15 protein-coding genes and 4 pseudogenes are annotated in these 17,526 nt (G+C 58.2%); 7 read left to right on the top strand and 12 right to left on the bottom strand.

All coding sequences use genetic code 11. From position 1 onward, the window contains the following. Positions 1-32: 32 nt before the first annotated feature. A pseudogene (locus ACZ1G7_RS05075) lies at positions 33-602 on the top strand (glycosyltransferase family 2 protein); the annotation flags it as partial. Positions 603-856: 254 nt separating this feature from the next. Here the strand turns inward: ACZ1G7_RS05075 and dtd are convergent. The 10 genes and pseudogenes from dtd to ACZ1G7_RS05025 all read right to left on the bottom strand — a co-directional run bounded on the left by dtd (position 857) and on the right by ACZ1G7_RS05025 (position 10,039). Next, a complete protein-coding gene (gene dtd / locus ACZ1G7_RS05070; RefSeq protein WP_472662752.1) occupies positions 857-1,315 on the bottom strand; it encodes a D-aminoacyl-tRNA deacylase in 459 nt (152 codons plus the stop codon). Beyond that, positions 1,312-2,232 (bottom strand): carbohydrate kinase family protein, encoded by a 921-nt coding sequence (locus ACZ1G7_RS05065; protein WP_472662751.1) that lies wholly within the window; start codon positions 2,230-2,232, stop codon positions 1,312-1,314. Before ACZ1G7_RS05065 ends, dtd begins: the two co-directional genes overlap by 4 nt. Then, positions 2,229-3,316: pseudogene (locus ACZ1G7_RS05060) on the bottom strand (TFIIB-type zinc ribbon-containing protein). Before ACZ1G7_RS05060 ends, ACZ1G7_RS05065 begins: the two are co-directional and overlap by 4 nt. Before the next feature lie 3 nt (positions 3,317-3,319). Beyond that, positions 3,320-3,868: a cytochrome b/b6 domain-containing protein gene (locus tag ACZ1G7_RS05055; protein ID WP_472662750.1), complete on the bottom strand. Its 549-nt coding sequence runs from the start codon at positions 3,866-3,868 to the stop codon at positions 3,320-3,322. A gap of 105 nt (positions 3,869-3,973) precedes the next feature. After that, entirely contained in the window at positions 3,974-5,092 is a 1,119-nt protein-coding gene (locus ACZ1G7_RS05050; protein ID WP_472662749.1) for an SPFH domain-containing protein, read from the bottom strand. Between the two features lie 24 nt (positions 5,093-5,116). Then, a complete protein-coding gene (locus ACZ1G7_RS05045) occupies positions 5,117-6,055 on the bottom strand; it encodes a DUF2927 domain-containing protein (RefSeq protein WP_472662748.1) in 939 nt (312 codons plus the stop codon). Between the two features lie 6 nt (positions 6,056-6,061). Continuing rightward, complete coding sequence (locus ACZ1G7_RS05040; protein ID WP_472662747.1) at positions 6,062-7,249, bottom strand: toxic anion resistance protein; 1,188 nt, start codon at positions 7,247-7,249, stop codon at positions 6,062-6,064. Between the two features lie 9 nt (positions 7,250-7,258). Next, a complete protein-coding gene (locus tag ACZ1G7_RS05035; protein ID WP_472662746.1) occupies positions 7,259-8,125 on the bottom strand; it encodes a 5-bromo-4-chloroindolyl phosphate hydrolysis family protein in 867 nt (288 codons plus the stop codon). A 177-nt stretch (positions 8,126-8,302) separates the two neighbouring features. Beyond that, positions 8,303-9,148, bottom strand: coding sequence for a TerC family protein (locus ACZ1G7_RS05030; RefSeq protein ID WP_472662745.1), 846 nt, complete (start codon positions 9,146-9,148; stop codon positions 8,303-8,305). 69 nt (positions 9,149-9,217) lie between these two features. Beyond that, positions 9,218-10,039, bottom strand: a complete 822-nt coding sequence (locus tag ACZ1G7_RS05025; protein ID WP_472662744.1) for a pseudouridine synthase — start codon at positions 10,037-10,039, stop codon at positions 9,218-9,220. 73 nt (positions 10,040-10,112) lie between these two features. On the opposite strand from ACZ1G7_RS05025, the gene ACZ1G7_RS05020 reads away from it, so the two are divergent. Both ACZ1G7_RS05020 and ACZ1G7_RS05015 read left to right on the top strand, forming a co-directional pair. Next, a complete protein-coding gene (locus tag ACZ1G7_RS05020) occupies positions 10,113-10,568 on the top strand; it encodes a nucleoside deaminase (RefSeq protein WP_472662743.1) in 456 nt (151 codons plus the stop codon). A 450-nt stretch (positions 10,569-11,018) separates the two neighbouring features. Continuing rightward, on the top strand, positions 11,019-11,300 hold the full coding sequence (locus ACZ1G7_RS05015; RefSeq protein ID WP_472662742.1) for a hypothetical protein: 282 nt from the start codon (positions 11,019-11,021) through the stop codon (positions 11,298-11,300). A gap of 172 nt (positions 11,301-11,472) precedes the next feature. Here the strand turns inward: ACZ1G7_RS05015 and ACZ1G7_RS05010 are convergent, their stop codons facing one another. Together ACZ1G7_RS05010 and ACZ1G7_RS05005 are read right to left on the bottom strand one after the other, a co-directional pair. Continuing rightward, positions 11,473-13,011 (bottom strand): AMP-binding protein, encoded by a 1,539-nt coding sequence (locus ACZ1G7_RS05010; RefSeq protein WP_472662741.1) that lies wholly within the window; start codon positions 13,009-13,011, stop codon positions 11,473-11,475. 75 nt (positions 13,012-13,086) lie between these two features. Then, positions 13,087-13,965 (bottom strand): DUF2306 domain-containing protein, encoded by an 879-nt coding sequence (locus ACZ1G7_RS05005; protein WP_472662740.1) that lies wholly within the window; start codon positions 13,963-13,965, stop codon positions 13,087-13,089. Positions 13,966-14,347: 382 nt separating this feature from the next. Between ACZ1G7_RS05005 and gatC the strand changes: the two genes are divergently transcribed. From gatC to ACZ1G7_RS04985, 4 genes and pseudogenes are all read left to right on the top strand, one after another. Then, on the top strand, positions 14,348-14,635 hold the full coding sequence (gene gatC / locus ACZ1G7_RS05000; RefSeq protein WP_472662739.1) for an Asp-tRNA(Asn)/Glu-tRNA(Gln) amidotransferase subunit GatC: 288 nt from the start codon (positions 14,348-14,350) through the stop codon (positions 14,633-14,635). Then, positions 14,635-16,117 (top strand): annotated as a pseudogene (gene gatA / locus ACZ1G7_RS04995) (Asp-tRNA(Asn)/Glu-tRNA(Gln) amidotransferase subunit GatA). Before gatC ends, gatA begins: the two are co-directional and overlap by 1 nt. Positions 16,118-16,180: 63 nt before the next feature. Further along, complete coding sequence (locus tag ACZ1G7_RS04990) at positions 16,181-16,840, top strand: hypothetical protein (protein WP_472663668.1); 660 nt, start codon at positions 16,181-16,183, stop codon at positions 16,838-16,840. Between the two features lies 1 nt (position 16,841). Next, positions 16,842-17,521 (top strand): annotated as a pseudogene (locus ACZ1G7_RS04985) (N-acetylmuramoyl-L-alanine amidase). Positions 17,522-17,526: the final 5 nt, after the last annotated feature.

The raw sequence follows: 17,526 nt of genomic DNA, 5'->3' as shown, positions 1-17,526 counted from the left end.
TTTATTAACCACATGCGCCCTAGCTGGGCGGGATGATCAAACTGTCTGTCATAATCCCGCATCTTAACGACGTTGTGCGCCTGCGCCGCTGCCTTGGAGCGCTTGCGCCCCAAGTGACCGCCTCGGTCGAAGTGATCGTCGTGGACAATGGGTCCGACATGGATTTGGGGCCTGTCGCGCGGGATTTTCCAGGGGTCGTGTTTCGTGCGACATTGGACCGTGGCGCCGGGCCCGCGCGCAACGCGGGCGTGTCTGCTGCCAATGGCGCGCGGCTGGCATTTCTGGATTGCGACTGCATTCCAAGTGCCGATTGGCTTGCGCATATACTATCGTCTGGTGCGCAGGACCGCGTTGTTGGCGGGCATGTCGCAACCTTTGACGAAACCCAGGATGGGCTGAGCTCGGCACAATTGTTCGAGCGTGTCTTCGCCTTCGATAATGCGCGCTATGTCGAAGAATTGGGGTTCAGCGTGACAGCGAATCTAGTCACGACGCGGCGTGTTTTTGACACGGTCGGCCCTTTCAAGACAGGCGTGCCTGAAGATTTGGATTGGTGCACACGCGCCCGAAACGCAGGGTTCCGAGTGGTCTTTGACGATGCATTGCGGGTCAGCCACCCGACACGCGCAGATTGGGCTGCACTGCGCCGTAAGTATCGCCGGGTTGAGGCGGAACGATTTGCCATCAGAGATGAAGGGGCGGTGATCTGGACTATTCGTGCAATATTGACTGGAATTAGCCCCTTACGCGACACGCCTAAAGTCATCAAATCAACGCGCTTGCGTGGGTTTGGCGAAAGGATGAGGTGCCTAATTGCGCTTTTTCGGCTTAGATGTGCCCGAATGATTTGGATGCTTCAGTTTTTGGTATTGGGAGTGCCGTCGTCAAACCAAATGGTGACAGGGCCGTCATTGCAAAGAGAAACTGCCATATCAGCACCGAAAGCGCCGGTTGCCACTGTGATGCCCAGTGCCGAAATGTCGCGCGAAAACTGCTCATAAAGGGCACGCCCATCGTCGGGCCGCGCGGCTTTGGAGAAACCAGGCCGGTTTCCGCTGGACATATCAGCAGCCAAGGTGAATTGACTGACAACAAGGGCTGCGCCGCCTGTATCCAACAAAGACTTATTCATCTTGCCGGCTTCGTCTTTGAAAATGCGCAGCTTTGCAATTTTGGCGGCGAGCTTGGTTGATTGAGCCGGCGTGTCGCCCTCCATCGCGCAGAACAGGACCAGCAGACCGGACCCGATCTCACCGATGGTTTTTCCATCAACTGAAACGGAGGCGCTGCTGACGCGTTGAACGAGCGCTCTCATATCTCTGACAAACGGGGCGGGTTTGCGCCAGCGCGCGACACGGTGACAGCGGCGCAGCGCGCACCCATTTCGAGCGCGGCTTTAATCGCCTGCTCCGACAGGGTCACGATCGCCGATTTTTCAAGTAAACCCGCGTCTTGCAGGGCAAATAGCACACCTGCGTTGAAGGTGTCGCCTGCGCCAACAGTATCTATCACATCGACGTTCTCTGATGGCACAAACACCTCATGCGTGGCTGTGTAGCCGACGGCGCCTTTTGCGCCTTCGGTGATCAAGACAAGCTTGGTGCCACGGTCAATGATTGCTTGCGCCAAAGCGGCCGTCTCCCCTGTGCCTTCCAACCAAGCCAGGTCTTCATCGCTCAGTTTCACGATATCCGCCTGGGCCATCATTCCCTGAACGCGCGCGACATATGCGGCGCGATCCTTGATGAAGCTCGGCCGAATGTTGGGGTCGATCATTGTCACGCGGGTTTCAGCTTCGCGCGCCATAAGCGCCGCAAACGCGTCCGCGCTGGGACCTTCAGCTAGAGAGATGCCGCCAAAGAATAACGTATCGATGTCGTCGGACAGGGTCGGCAGATCACTTTCGCGCAGCGACGTCAAAGCCGTGTTTTCATCGTAGAATGTGTAGGTTGCGTGCCCATCTTGAAGTCGGACAAAGGCCAATGTCGTCGGTAGGTCCGGGCGCGCGGCCAAATCGGTGGACACATCAGAGGCGTTCAAAGTCTCCACCAGCAATTCGCCGAACAAGTCTTGTGATAACCCGCAAAAGAAGCCGGGCTTTGCCTCAAGCCGGCCCAAGGCGACCGCCGTATTAAACACCGCCCCACCCGCATAGGGTGCAAAGGCTTGCTCGCCCGCTGTTGTTTCGCGTGGGAGCATGTCGATCAGGGCTTCGCCGCAGCAGAGGATCATTGTTGTAACGCCATTCCATATCCGATGGCTGCCGCCAGGATCAGCCCCAGCACAACCGCAATTGCAATTTTGATGGCGGAGAAGGGCCTTTCCCCACAAACCGCGCCTGTTTGCCCGTTCACAACGAACCGAAACGTGCGCCCGCGATACTTATAAGCCGCCATCCAAACCGGCAAGAGCACATGTTTGAACGTGATATCAGAGACTTGCGTATCGGCGCTGTGGATGCGTTGCCGGTCGCCCCCAATATCAAAACGAATGTCGCGGGTAATACGACGGTCCATGACGTCTCGCGCTTCGGCAAAGCCAGTATCGAGCTCGACTGTAAAGGCCTCCGCCCGGAAACCGGCGAGGTATTCAGGGGTATAGGGGCGCAAATGGCTGAGGTCCCAAGGGCTGAGCGCGTCCGTGTACTTTTTGGGCAGGGAGGTCGAGCCCAGCACCAAAACGTCGTCAAAATCGCGCGCCACTGTGCCTGAGGTGCGGCGCCACCGGGTCTTTGTGACCATGATAGTTTTCTTTTTCCGTCGCGCATGACTGTGCGCCGTTCTTGATAATCGTCGCCTCGCTCGCCAGTGTAGCGCGTTCGCGTATCCGCGTCATAGGTCCAGTAGGGGACGTAAATCCCATCAAGCTTGCGGCCTTTGCGCGCATAGTCTTTCAGCCCGTTTGGGGCAAACCAGAGACTGCCAAGCCAGCCCGTCATGGCATTACGGGCCTGGCGTTCATCAAGCGCAAAAGGCAACGCCCCGCGTGGTTTGATATGGCGGTGCGTCCCCGTGTCGGCGACAACAGGCGTGGCGCAAAACGGGCATTCAGTGGCGTGCACGTCAGGATCAAACGCGACCTGTGCCGCGCAGTTTGGGCATTCGGTGACGCGGGTCTCTTCCATCTCGGCTTCGGCCAAGGCGCCGCGCACCGCGGTATTAAAATCCAGCTCCCGGATCGAGTCGGACCGACCCTCCACAACCTGTTCTGTGTTGCCGCAATGGGTGCATTTCAAAAGGCCTTCACCCGGGTCGAACGCCATGTCCGAGCCGCAATTGTCGCAGGGAAAACGGTGCTCTTGCGCGGGGGCGGTCATCGGTCAGAGGAACCTGTGCAAAACCTTCGGGGCCATGATGCGCAAGGCATTATCACGTAAGCTGAGGTGACGCCACAGATGGAACATCGCGTGGAACAAAACCAGGATGGCAAGCGCATAAAATTGGTAAGTGTGAAGCTGTCCGATCAAGTGGTTGGCCTTCGGTAGGCCCAGCGGCGGCGCAATCGGCACCACGCCGCCCGCCCAAAGCAGCACGGAAGATGTCAGCCCCAAGGCGAAGCCACCAAAGGCCACCAGAAACAGCCCCCAGATCAGCATGTGATGCATGAAATGATGCACATAACGCGCCCAATTGGGCAGTTTTGGGCCGGGGCGCGATGCGAGGCCACGGCGCAAATAGGCGGCGCTCCAAACCAGCGCGAGCGTCACAAAGATCAGCCCCATTACGGAATGGAAACGAAACGCAAGTTTGCCTGCGCGCCGGAGTGCATCGGGATCGGCAAACATAAACCAGATAAAAAACGGGATGATCCCCCAATGCAGCCATTTCAAGGCTGTCCGGCGCGCAGGCAGACGATTGGCCAACCACAAACGCAGTGAGGATGCTCCTCTGGGGGGACGCGTCTGCGAGCTGGTCATCGTCATGCTTTAATCACGTCGGACGGGCGCAAATAGTTTCGGTGGCACCGAAAAAAATTAGCTGCCCGGCGGGGGTGGCGGCAAGATTGTGAAAAGCTGCGCCAATTCAATGACTTCCCCAGCGGTTTTCCAGCCGTCCTGACCGGGCGTCCAGACATGCGTCTCGCGCGTCAGTGAGCCGTCACCCACCATTTGCCCCATCGCGGCCTTGGAAAACGGACCTCTGGTCGCACCGTTTTCGGCGATGTGCCAGACATGTTCCAGTGGCGGCGGCGGGGGTGGCGGCGCTGCGGGGCGTGCGCCCCAGGGCCCTTGCTGCATTTGGTTGGCCATTTGCGTGGCCATTGCCATGCCCATCCCTGCGCCAAGACCTGCGCCCATTTCACCGCCGCCGCCATTTGGGTTACGCGCCGCCGCTGTCATCGCTTCGGCAGCAGAATATTGCGTGAATTTGCCCAAATCACCGGCAATCCCCATTGAGGAGCGTTTGTCCAAAGCTTCTTCAACTGCGGGAGGCAGTGATATGTTTTCAATATAGAATTCTGGGATTGTTAGCCCGTATTCTGCAACAATGGGCGAGATCGCCGAGGCGATGAGCTTGCCCAGATCGCCGGTGTTCGCGGCCATATCCAAGGCCGGGATTCCTGATTGCGCGATCACGCGGGAAAATTCCTGAACGATGATGTTGCGGATTTGGTAGCTGATCTCGTCCATTGTGAATTCGCCGTCCGTGCCGACGATCTCTGTCAGGAACTTTGCAGGATCGGAGACGCGCGTCGAATAGGTACCAAAAGCGCGCAGACGCAGGGGGCCGAACTCAGGGTCGCGCAGCATGATCGGGTTCTTGGTGCCCCATTTCAAATCGTTAAACCGCGTCGTGTTGACGAAGTAGATCTCCGACTTGAACGGGCTTTGGAACATGTGGTCCCAATGGTTCAGCGTCGTCAGGATCGGCATGTTGTTGGTCTCGAGCATGTAGAGCCCTGGCGTAAACACATCGGCCAGCTGGCCTTCATGGATGAACACTGCGGCCTGGCCTTCGCGCACCGTCAGCTTTGCTCCGTATTTGATCGCGTGGCCTTCGCGTTCAAACCGCCAAACCATCGTGTCGCGCGTATCATCCGTCCAGTGGATGACATCGATAAATTCGCCGGTCAGAAAGTCCAAAATGCCCATCGGGTCCTCACTTGGTCTGGGAAATCAACTTGCGCCGCCAAGTACGTCCGAGGCGATAACCTCGACCACAGGGCGGGCTTTTTGCGGGGTCGCGCCCAAGGGCAGGCGCGGATCGTACAAGATACGTAAGAGCTGCTCGTCATGCGTCGTCAGCAGTGCAAACTCGTCGTCATCATTGAAGATGGAGGGCCGGGCGCGGGGGCTGTCATTGACCAGACCCAGACCTTGCGCGATCTCCTCATGCAGGCATTTGTCGCGCAGCAACTTGGGGTGCTCGGCGCGGATGATGGCCACTGATTTATGGATCGTGTTCGGCATCTTTTGGTCGTCGAACGTGTAGACCACGCAGTGATCAGGGCGGCTCAGATTGAGCATGCGTTTCGCAAAATCTGGCTCAAGGCCCGGCAAGAAAGCCTGTAGCTTCGGCGAATAGTCAGACAGCCCATCAATGCTGAGCACCGAGACAAGAAAATTGCCGTCCCGCGCGACCAGCCGGATCGGATGGTTTGTCGTACGCGCTAGTCGGTACAGATAGGTTTTCGTGGTTTGAGTGATCTCTGCGATCTGAGGTGGTGTAATCGTAGGCCCGAAATCCAGTTGCACGCGAACCGGTTGCGCAAAGCGGCGCACAACGCTTTCACCGCCTTGGCTTTGAAATGCACCATCGACGAAATCAAACTCGCTGAACACACCGATCTTGATGAAATTATTGACCAAGTCGCGCTTTGAGAACGGCGTATCCGGCCCACCACCATCGATGCGCAGCAAGCCTTGCGTTTGCAGGTTTTGCTGCACGGAGGCGTAGTAACGGGCCAGCTCTAGGCTGGCGCGCGACGGCGCTGTGGGGGCCGGGGCAATCACCGGTGCGCGCGCTTCAGGGCGCGGGCTGGTGGGCAAATCTTCACACCCGGCAAGCGCCAAAGCGCTCGCACATCCTATGAAGAGAAACCGCCAACCGCGCATATCTGATCAGCCTGCGCTTTCGCCGATAGCCTGGCCTTGGCCCGAGTCGCGCGCCTTGGCGGAGGCCAGCGTGTCGCGCAGTTCTCCCTCCATCGTTTCCAATTTTTCTTCTGCCTCAGCCCGCTTGCGCTTGCCCTCATCTGCGATCTCTAGGCTTTCATTGATTGTAGCTACCAGATCGTCATTGGCTTTCTGAACGGCATCGATATCAAAGACCCCGCGTTCCATTTCTTCGCGGATCGCTTTGTTGGCCATGCGCAGGTTTTCGGCGTTGGATTTCAGCAGTTCATTGGTCAGATCATTTGCGTCGCGCACGGCCTCGGCGGCCTCAGCGGAGCGTTGGATCGTCAGGGCTTGCGCCAGCTGCGTTTCCCAAAGTGGGACGGTGTTCACCAGCGTCGAATTGATCTTGGTGACGAGCGATTTGTCATTCTCTTGCACCAAACGGATGGAGGGCAGGGACTGCATTGTCACCTGACGCGTGAGTTTCATGTCATGCACGCGGCGTTCCAAATCATCCCGCGCAGCGCGCAGGTCGCGCAGTTCCTGCGCCTTCATTACCTGCTTTTCCTCAGACGCCGCGGCGAGCTCTTCCTCCATCTCTGGGATATCATTCGCGTCAATCTCGGCGATTTTTTCTTCACCAGCTGTGATGTAGAGCGCCAATTCTTCGTAAAACTCAAGCGTGCGCGCATAGAGCAGGTCCAGCGACTTGATGTCTTTGAGAAGCGTCATCTCATGAGCTTCCAGGTCGCCGGTGATCTTGTCGATCTGGCCTTGCACATCCTCATATTTCGCCATGAACATCGCGGCGGGCTTGGCCTTGCCGATCAGCTTTTCCCACCATGACCGTTTCCGGTTCGGGTTCAGCTCGGAGACCGAAAACCCACGAATGGTGCTGACGATATCGCGCAAGGAATTACCTGCTGGGCCCACATCCTTATTTTTGACATCCGCGAGCATGGATTGGCTGATCTCTTGCAGGCCCGCTTGCGCTTTTGAGCCGAATGACACGATTGAGTTGGTGTCGGTAATATCGACCTCTTCCATCCGCTTGCGTATCTCGGCGGCGACGGGGGCGTCGGCCTTGCCCAAAGGCACAAGGTCAGTGCTGGGCTCGGGCAAGATCACGGCGTTAACTTCTTCCACCTGTGCCAATGCGGCTTGCGCTTTTTCGCGGACAGTCTCAGTCATAATTTCCTCCTAGCGGGGCTCAATCCCTTCGCGTTGCAGCCGTTCCCGCAACACGTCAATTTCTATGTTCAATGCGTCTTTGTTGTTGGACAAGAGCTTCTGCGTTTTCGCGGTGAAATTTGCTTCCAGATCATCCAACAACGCCATGTAAGATATTTTACCTTCAGCGTTTTCTGTGCGTCGGGTCAGGTCCACATATTGCTTTGTCGCGTCGCGTGCCCCTTGCAGATAGAGGCCCAGATAGCGCCGAGCCGAGCTTAGGTCGCGCGGATCGTTTTCAACAGTGCGAAACATTTCACGCGCCGTGGTTTGGAACGTGTCTACCCGCGCGATCAGTACCCGGTCGCGGGTTTCGGCGACCAGATCGCGCATGTTTTTCAGGTGTTTTTCCGCTTCATCGACGGCCTTGGCGACGCGTTCGTTCTGAAAGTCGTCGACGCCTTCGGCAACTTTATTTTTGGTCGGATCAAGCCCGAAAGCCGTCAGGTGCAAGCCTGCCGCAATCAGCCCGTAGATCACCCCATTGGCCAATCCGCCATCAAACGTGGCCACACCAACCCCGAGCCCGGTCAGAATTGCGCCAAACAACTTGCGCGGGATCGCGGGTCTGCGCGAAATAGTGCGTGCTTCATATGCTTCCTCGGCCTCCAGGCCTTCGCGGGTCAGCCATGCGGCGAGTGCGATCAGTGCAAACCCCGTGATATGAAGCGCGAGCTTTGTCGGGCCACCACCAAATGCCGTGACCAACAAGGGCAGGGCGGCAACCGCCAATAGCGTAGCGCGCGCGCGGCCTTTTTGCGGCTTGGCATGGCGCAAAGCGCCCGTCGGTTTGGGTTGGGCGTCAGGGCTGAAGTCCCCGCCGTAGCGCTGCGCCATCAGACCAGCCCTATCCCGGCCATGAGAACGAGCAATATGAGCATGCCGTATGCGATTTTCTGTAGTGCCGCGAAAGACATGAAAGCCCCTATCAACAAATTGCGCCCAGTCAGTTATTTCGTCTGATCTATGGCAAGATATAAGGACTTCGCGTAACAGTTACCAGAAATTGCGCGATCAGTGGGTGTTAGCCCCTTGGGTTGCGGCGCGCTCGGCCTCCAGTTTGCGGGCATAGCCGGATTGGATGATCTCAACCGCAAAGAGCACGATGACTGAGAAATAGAAGGTCGTCTTGGACATTGGGATCAGCGGATACCCAAAGATCATGATTGCCAAACTGTCGTCATGCGCGGCGTGGGATGCCGCAACGCCAGCCTCACCCAGCAAGACCACACCAACGATCAACAAGATGAACAGACCCAACACTTCGTACATGCGGTTTTTTTGCAAGAAATGCGTGACGCCGTCGGCTAGCAGCAGCATCGCCAGACCGGAGATCAGTATCGCAGCGGCGAGCACCGGGAAGACTTCGGTGATCGCGATAGCAGAAAGCACTGAATCAAAAGAGAAAATCAGGTTCATAAAGACGATTAGCATGACCACTTTGGCCGCTGATTTGCCTGACTTCGCCTCAACGTCATGATCAAGATGTTGCACTGACAAGAGGTGCCCGATTTCCTTGAAAGCCGTGTACATGATGAACACGCCGCCGAAGATGAACACGCATGTGGCGAAGTTGACGCCGCCGGTCAGAATGCCTTCCCATTCGAAGATGAAAAACGGTTCTGTCAGCGAGCCGAGCAGGCTGACCATCGCAAACAGCAAGATCACGCGCAGCGCGACGGCAATTATGATCCCCCAGAACCGCACCGCCTTTTGCTGGGCGACGGGCGCGCGCTGACTTTCGATGGAAATGTAGAGCAGATTGTCAAAGCCTAAGACGGCCTGCAAAAAGCACAGCATTAGCAGGTTGCCTAGGTTTTCAAAGGTGAACAGGTTTTCGAAGCTGAAGAGCTCGGCCATCGTCGCGGTCCTTGTCGTTATTTTAGTGTCGGTTTGGAAGCAGAGGAAATGCACTAAAGCAAGGTGCCATTAGCGCCGTTTTCCCCCTTTGCTAGTATTGTGTGTCGGCGCAGTGCGGCGCTGTGGAGGTTTCTTTTTGGGTCTTGGCTTTGCATCTTCGTGCGCAATACCAAGCTGATCGCGCATGACCCGGGCTTTGACTTCCTCGACCTCGCCAGATTTTAGTTCGTTTAACCGGAATGGCCCGTAACTCACTCGGATCAAACGATTAACTTTCAACCCAACCTCGGCCATGGCGCGTCGAATTTCGCGGTTCTTGCCCTCGCGCAGCCCGACCGTAAGCCAGGCGTTCGCGCCTTGTTGGCGGTCTAGGGTGATTTCCATCGGTTGAAAACGCTCGCCTTCGGCAGTGATGCCTTTGCGCAAAGGGTCCAGCGTCGTGTCCTCGGGGCGGCCGTTGACGCGGACGCGGTATTTTCTGAGCCAACCGGTTGAGGGCAATTCGAGTTGTCGTTTGATGCCGCCATCATTGGTTAGCAGCAGCAAACCCTCGGAGTTGATATCAAGCCGACCGACGCTGACAACGCGTGGCATCTCAGGCGGCAGGGCGGCAAAAACAGTGTCGCGCCCTTTCTCGTCCTTCTCTGTTGTCACGAGGCCAATAGGCTTGTTGTAAAGCCAGAGTCGGGGCTTCTCAGGCTCCGCTATCTCCTTGCCATCAAAGGTAATTTTGTCATTCGGCGTCACGTTCAGCGCTGGGCTGGTGATGGTCTTTCCGTTCACCGCCACGCGCCCCGCTTCGATCAGGGCTTCTGCGCCACGGCGTGACGCGATGCCGGAGCGCGCGAGGACTTTGGCGATACGGTCGCCGTCTGGAGTTTTGTCAGTCATTGCTGGGGTTTAGCGGGCTGCTACCAAAAGGGAAAGGCTTGTGTGCAAGCTGTTGATATGATTAGGAAAGAAGATGGAATTCACCTCTTACATGTCGATTGCGCTTGAGGAAGCACGTGATGCGGCGGCCCGTGGGGAAGTGCCAGTGGGGGCCGTCATCATTGGGCCAGATGGTGCGGTGTTGGCGCGGGCCGGGAACCGGGTGATTGCGGCGCATGATCCGGCAGGGCACGCCGAAGTTCTGGCCATTCAAGAAGCATGTAAAACTCTGGAATCAGAACGACTTACCGGATGTTCCTTATATGTGACTTTGGAGCCTTGTGCGATGTGCGCGAGCCTGATTGCGCAGGCGCGGATCGCGCGCCTTTACTATGGTGCGAGCGATCCCAAATCGGGCGGTGTAGCGCAGGGGGCGCAGGTGTTTGAACACGCGCAAACGCATCATAAGCCTGAGGTCTATGACGGGATTTGCGAGGCGGAATGTGCCAAGCTCCTGCGTGATTTCTTCGCCGAAAAACGCGCCCGTTAACCCTATTTCCGACGTACACATCCCGTACACACCCCGTACACACTGCGTCGTGACACGGCGTGCAGACGTCCAAATGTTAACGCGGCAGTTTTGAAATCGGCAACAGCGCGCTTGCCGCTACGGAAAGTCCTTTGACATTTTCGTGAGATCGGGTATGACGCCCCCACTGCGACAATTTGGCCAGAAAGGAGGCGCTACATGATGACATATCAAACCATGCAACGCCTCGTGGCTCACCGAGCGGCCGGATTTACCTCCGGTAAGGGCCCGGTTTTTGTACCGGGCTCCTAAGCCAACCCGCAGCATCCAGCCCTTAGTGGCTGATATCCATCCAACCTGAACCGACCCAAACCACACAGTCTCCGCGCGCCGCGTTTTGGACCATGTCTTTGGGTCACTTTAACCTAACCGAAAGGACCGATGTCTTTGCGCATCGGAGACGTGACTGACATGAACGCACTCCCTTTAAAGCCCGGCAAGAGCCCGGCTGACGTTATTGACGACCTCATCGCTCATCATGGCTTGCGGGCCGTTTTGGTGGCTTTGGCAGGAAAACTGGTCAAGCGCACGCGGCCGCCAGATATCACCGCTGACCGGGTCCGGCTTGGTCAGCATCATGTCGATGGTCTCGATGACCGGCTGAGGGCCGATATTGGGCTAGACCCCAAAGGCCCCCGCGACCCGCATCACTTGCTGATGCATGTCAAACATCGTGACATCTTTCACCTCTAGAGGGTGATCGTCTTCAAAAGGCCGGGCGTCAGAACAATGACGCCCGGCTGTCTGTGGCGTAAGTCGGGCAGATGTCCCCTATGCGGATTTGCTGTCGTTGGAGCTTTCTCTTGCGACGGCCGCTTTGTGGCGTCCAGCATCAGACATAGTGTCTTGTGAGCATTGCTCAGGTCTAATTGCGCAGCAAGCGGCGGAGAATTTTTCCGGAAGGTGATTTCGGTATGTCATCGACAAAGGTTATCGCGTGCAGCTGCTTGTAGCTGGCCAAAGACGCACGCATATGGGCGTGGATGTCCTCCTCGCTTAGGGTCGGTGTTGCGCGCAAGATGAACGCGACCGGTACTTCACCTGCCTCATCATCGGGCCTGCCGATCACGGCGGCATCCTGAACCCCGGAATGGGCGACCAGCGTCGCTTCCAGTTCAGCGGGCGCGACCTGAAAACCCTTGAATTTGATCAGCTCTTTCAGGCGATCGACAATGAACATGAAACCATCCGCGTCGATGTAGGCAACATCGCCCGTCTTGAGCCAGCCGTCCGGGGTCAACGTGTTTTGGGTTGCGTCGGGGTTGTTGAGGTATTCCTGCATGACCTGAGGGCCGCGTATCCACATCTCTCCCGTCTCCCCGGCGGGCATGTCCGCGCCGGTGTCAGGATCGACGATCCGGCATTCGGTATTGGGCAAGGCCAGGCCGGACGAGCCGGCGCGCGGCTCTGTCAGCGGCGTGGCGTGCGACACTGGCGCCAATTCGGTCATTCCGAAGCCTTGCAGCATTGCGCAGTTCAGCCGGGCCGCAACCGCATCTGAAAGCTCTGCGCCCATAGGGGCCGCGCCAGAGAACACCTGATCAATGCTGCTTAGGTCGAACTGATCAACCATCGGGTGTTTGGCCAAGGCCAGAGCGACGGGCGGCACGACCCACATGCGGCGGGCCTTGTGGTCTTGGCTGATCTTGAGAAAGAGTTCGAGATCGAAGCGCGGCATCGTGACGAACGCGCCGCCACAGGCCAGGTGCATGTTCATGATCACGTTCATCCCATAAATATGGAAGAACGGCAGGAAAGCCGCCGCGGTTTCCCCGGGCCTCATTTCTGTGCCTATCGCAGTCTGATCGATGTTCATCACAAGGTTGCGATGCGACAGGCGCACGCCTTTGGGCAGGCCCGTGGTTCCGGAGGAATAGGGTATTGCGACGCTGTGGTTTTCGAGGTCAACAGGCACCTGCGCCTCAAGCGCGCTGCCGTAGAGGTCGGACAAAGGCGCGGTCCCCGCAGCCTCGCCGATCACGTAGAGAGAGACATCAGGCAGGTCCGCGACCGCCTCCTGTGCGGTGGGAAGGAAATCGGCGAAGACGATCAGCGTCGAGGCTCCGGAATTTTCAATCTGATGTTTGACTTCCGAGGCCGTGTAGGTCGGGTTCAGCGTCGTGATCGTGCCACCAGCCCAGGCCACACCGTGAAACACGATGCAATATTCGGGCGAGTTCGGAGCCATGATGGCAATCGTGCTGGTGTTCAGCCCCCGCTCAACCAGCCCGCCGGCCAAACGCTTGATATGGTCCATCAGCGCTGCGGCGGTGAAGACCCGCCCATCCGTGCCATCGGTCACAACTGTCTCTGTCAGCCGGGTTTCAAGGCTTCGAAAAACCCGTTGTGTCACAGTTTCCTGTGTGTCCGGCAGGTCGGTATAGCGGCTGCGATAGATAGTCATGAAGCACCTTCATTCGTGTTGGGCGTGAGCAGAAGCCGGGCGCGGAGAACCCGCAAATCCGGTTAGCGTCGTTATTTATCTCGCAGGCGTCTGGACCGGCGCACTGCTAGGCGCACGGGTGTCAACATAGCGCCGGATCGCCTCGGCGATTAGGATGCCCAAAGGGGCAGAGCCCCAGATGCAGCTCAAAATCGCGGCGGACTCGTAGCCACGCAATGTCGGGTCAAGAACCAGCAGCATTGCACGGAACAGCCAGAAGCTGCCCCACATCGACCCGGCGAACCGCCACATCCAGATGCGGTGGCGGGCGGCGTCTCCGCCCCGGATAGCGACCACCCCCATCGACGCCGTGCCAAACACGAAGGCCCCCATGGAATAAAAGCCAAGCTGAGCCCACACCCCTCCGTATTCGGTGACGGAGCCATGCTGGGACGCCAGCCAAACGGCGCCGATCACCCCGATGGTCATGAAACCAAAGGTGATCCGTCCGAGCAGTTTGTGCGAAATCCCGGCAAAGGACGCGCCGGGCCGTGCCATCTGCGCATGCAGCAGCAGGAACGCCAGTGTGTTGAATGTCACGTGGACATAGAGCAACCAGGAGCGGAACTGAGACCCCGAAGCAAACCGGTCGTGAAAGGCCACGCCCCAAGAGGAATGCCATGCATAACGATCCCCCCAAACAGTGCAGGTATCTTCCGCACCGACGCAAGGTGACATGCCGCCGGGCATCTCGGTGCCAATAAAGAGATTGTTGACCACATCATAAATGCCAATGAAGAAGGCGATGCCCGCAGGCGCGCCCTCAATCAGGTAGCGGCCATTGAGATAGACCGCGAGCGCCAATCCAAACAGGATAACAAGTCGGAAGGATCGGGTTTGCAGGGCCCGTACAAGCAAAACTGCCCATATGATCAGGCTGACGTAAACGGCGACAACGCCGATTGGAAATGCCATGATGTCCTCCCACATCGATCTCCCCGAGCTTAATGGCCTAGGGCCGAATTTGACAATGGTGAAACCTGGTTGGGGTCGAGCACGAAGCACGCGCATCAAAAACGCGTGGTTTTGCCAAACATGTTCGGCGCAAAAAAGCGCACTAAGTTCTTCACTTGGTCATCAAGGCACGTATCATTCAAAGAAACAGACAGCGATGCTGGGCGCTGCATCGGTCGCACTGGGTTTAGATCTACCAATCGGTGAAGTTCGCAGAGCACTCTACAGGACTGACGTTTTCTTGCGCGCATGGTCGGTGCGTGGCTCTCGCTTTGCAACGCAGTAGCGCTTGAAGCGGCGCGGGTGGGGCGGTATGTGGGCATGAGATTTACGGAGAGCACGCATGTCGATTGACACCAAAACCGCTGGCCGCGTGGCAAAGCTTGCCCGCATTGCCGTCCCTGAAGGTGACCTGCCCAAGCTGGCCGATGAGCTGAACGGCATTCTGGCCTTCATGGAGCAGCTGAATGAGGTCGATGTGGACGGGGTGGAGCCGATGACATCGGTGACCCCGCAACGGCTTAAACGGCGCGAAGACGTGGTGACAGATGGCAACCAGCAAGAGGCGGTCTTGAAGAACGCGCCGGATGCGCGGGAAGGGTTTTTTGCAGTGCCGAAGGTGGTGGAATAATGGGCGAGCTTTCCAAACTGACCATTGCCGAGGCGCGCGACGGGATGCGTGCGGGCGATTTCACCTCCGTAGACGTCACCAAAGACTGCCTTGCCGAGATTGAAGACGCCAAAGCGCTGAACGCCTTTGTGCATGACACGCCGGAAATTGCCTTGAGCCAGGCCGAAGCGGCGGATGCGCGGATCAAGGGCGGCGACGCGCCGGATATGTGCGGCGTGCCTTTGGGCATCAAGGATCTGTTCTGCACCAAAGGCGTGGACACGCAGGCGGCGTCGGACATTCTGAAAGGCTTCAAGCCGGAATATGAAAGCACCATCACGCAGCAGCTGTGGGATGCGGGTTCGGTCATGCTGGGCAAGCTGAACATGGACCAGTTTGCGATGGGATCATCGAATGAGACATCGTGCTATGGTGATGTGGTGAACCCGTGGAAGGTGGATGATCGGGATTTGACGCCGGGTGGCTCCTCCGGTGGGTCGGCCTCCGCTGTGGCGGGTGATCTTTGTCTGGCGGCGACGGGCACCGATACGGGCGGCTCCATCCGGCAACCAGCGGCTTTCGTGGGCATCACCGGGCTGAAACCCACCTATGGCCGCTGCTCGCGCTGGGGCGTCGTGGCCTTTGCGTCGTCATTGGATCAGGCCGGGCCGATGACCAAATCGGTGCGCGATGCGGCGATCATGCTGGAGGCCATGTCAGGCCATGACCCGAAAGATCTCGACCAGCGCCGAGCTGGCCGTGCCGAATTTTGAAGCAGCGTTGACCGGCGACATTCGCGGCAAGAAGATTGGCATCCCGGCTGAATACCGCCTCGACGGCATGCCGGACGAGATTGAGACGCTATGGCAAGACGGCATTGCGATGATGAAGGATGCAGGCGCGGAGATTGTCGATATCTCCCTTCCGCATACGAAATACGCGCTGCCTGCTTACTATGTCGTAGCGCCTGCCGAAGCCTCCTCGAACCTCGCGCGCTACGACGGTGTTCGCTTTGGCCACCGGGCTGGTTTAGCGCAAGGTGATGGCATCACCGAGATGTATGAGAAAACCCGCGCTGAAGGGTTCGGCCCCGAAGTGCAGCGCCGCGTGATGATTGGGACATACGTGCTGAGCGCCGGGTTCTATGACGCTTACTACAACCGCGCGCGTAAGGTGCGGACATTGATCAAAAAGGACTTTGAGGATGTGTTTGCGCGGGGCGTTGACGCGATCCTGACACCTGCGACGCCGTCCAGCGCCTTTGGTCTGGGGGAGATGAAGGACGCGGACCCCGTGCAGATGTATCTCAACGATGTGTTTACCGTCACTGTGAACCTTGCTGGGCTTCCGGGCATTGCTGTGCCCGCGGGGCTTGATAGCAAAGGCCTGCCGCTGGGTTTGCAGCTGATTGGCCGCCCTTGGGAGGAAGGCGATTTGCTCAACCACGCGTATGTGTTGGAGCAGGCCGCAGGTTTTGTGGAAAAACCCACGAAATGGTGGTAAACCATCTGTAAGGGCGCCGGATCAGAGCGCCCGCAGAGTGGATTTTGAGCGAGAGTGACCCCGATGCGCGTGATCTTGGCAAGTTTGGCTGTTGCAGGGCTAGCCGCCTGTGCCCCTCCGGTGCCCGACAGTGCGGAAGGCGTTGGCTTCAACGACTATAACAACTACCTCGACCAACGTCAGGCGCGCGAAAGGGAGCTTTCGGGGATCAATGCGCCTGCGGTCTCAGGCCCTGTTGCCGGGCAAAGTGATGCACAATCCGTCGCCGCCGATGCCGTCGCCGCGATTGGTGGGCAATCGCCAACAGCGCAGGCGCCGGTAGACCCGAGCAACCCCGGGATTTCAGACGAGCAGGATTTCGGCGCGGTGTCAGCGCGCCAAACCATTGCGTCCGACGCGGCGCGGCGCCAACAACAGCAAGGCCAGTATCAGGTGGTCGCCCCGACAGCCGTGCCGTCGCGGCCGGGCTCGAAAGTGCCGACCCCCATCGAATTTGCCCTGCAAGTGAGCCATCCGGTCGGTCAAAAGGTCTACAGTCGGTCGCCATTTGGCCGAAACAAAACAGCGGCAAATTGCGCGCGATACGGATCGAGCGATCTGGCACAAGAGGCGTTTTTGCAGGCTGGCGGGCCGAACAAAGACAAGCTGAAGCTGGACCCGGACGGCGACGGCTACGCCTGCGGCTGGAACCCAGCCAAATACCGCGCGCTCGTCAAAAAGTAGCATGACCGAGCTGAGCCACCCGTCGCCCAATTTCGGGGAGCGGAAAGACGGCGCGGTGCCTGATCTGGTCGTTATCCACTACACGGCGATGACCTCGGCTGGGGCAGCTTGCCGGACGTTATGCAACCCTGAAACAGAGGTCTCCGCGCATTACTTGATCGCCGAGGATGGCCGTGTGATGTCGCTGGTGGCGGAGGATAAGCGCGCCTGGCATGCGGGCGCGGGACGTTGGGACGACGTTGTTGACGTCAATTCACATTCGATTGGGATAGAGCTGGCGAATGATGGTTTTTCGCCATTCTCCAATGGGTTGATGGACGCGCTTGAAGATCTTCTGGGGGTATCTGCGCGCGGTGGAGCATCCCCGCGCACCGGGTTATTGCACATTCCGACCTGGCCCCGGGCCGCAAGATCGACCCAGGGCGGCGGTTTGATTGGCAGCGGTTGGCGCGCTCGAACTTGGCCGTTTGGCCCGCTCTGCGCGAGGCTGGCCCAGAGGCGTTTCATGATGCTGCTTGCGCCTTTGGCTATAGCCCGGATGTGGATGACGCGACGCGGTTGGCCGCGTTCCGGCTGCGGTTTCGCTTCGGCTATGACGGGCCGCTTGATGCCATTGACGCGGGCATGGCTGTGGATTTGGCGGAACGGTTTGCGGTTGATCGCCAGCAACAGCTGTCCTAGAGACA

The sequence above is a fragment of the Litoreibacter sp. JB4-2 genome (assembly GCF_055693445.1).
Note: the sequence above shows the minus strand (reverse complement) of the source record. Positions and strands in the feature narration are given on the sequence as shown.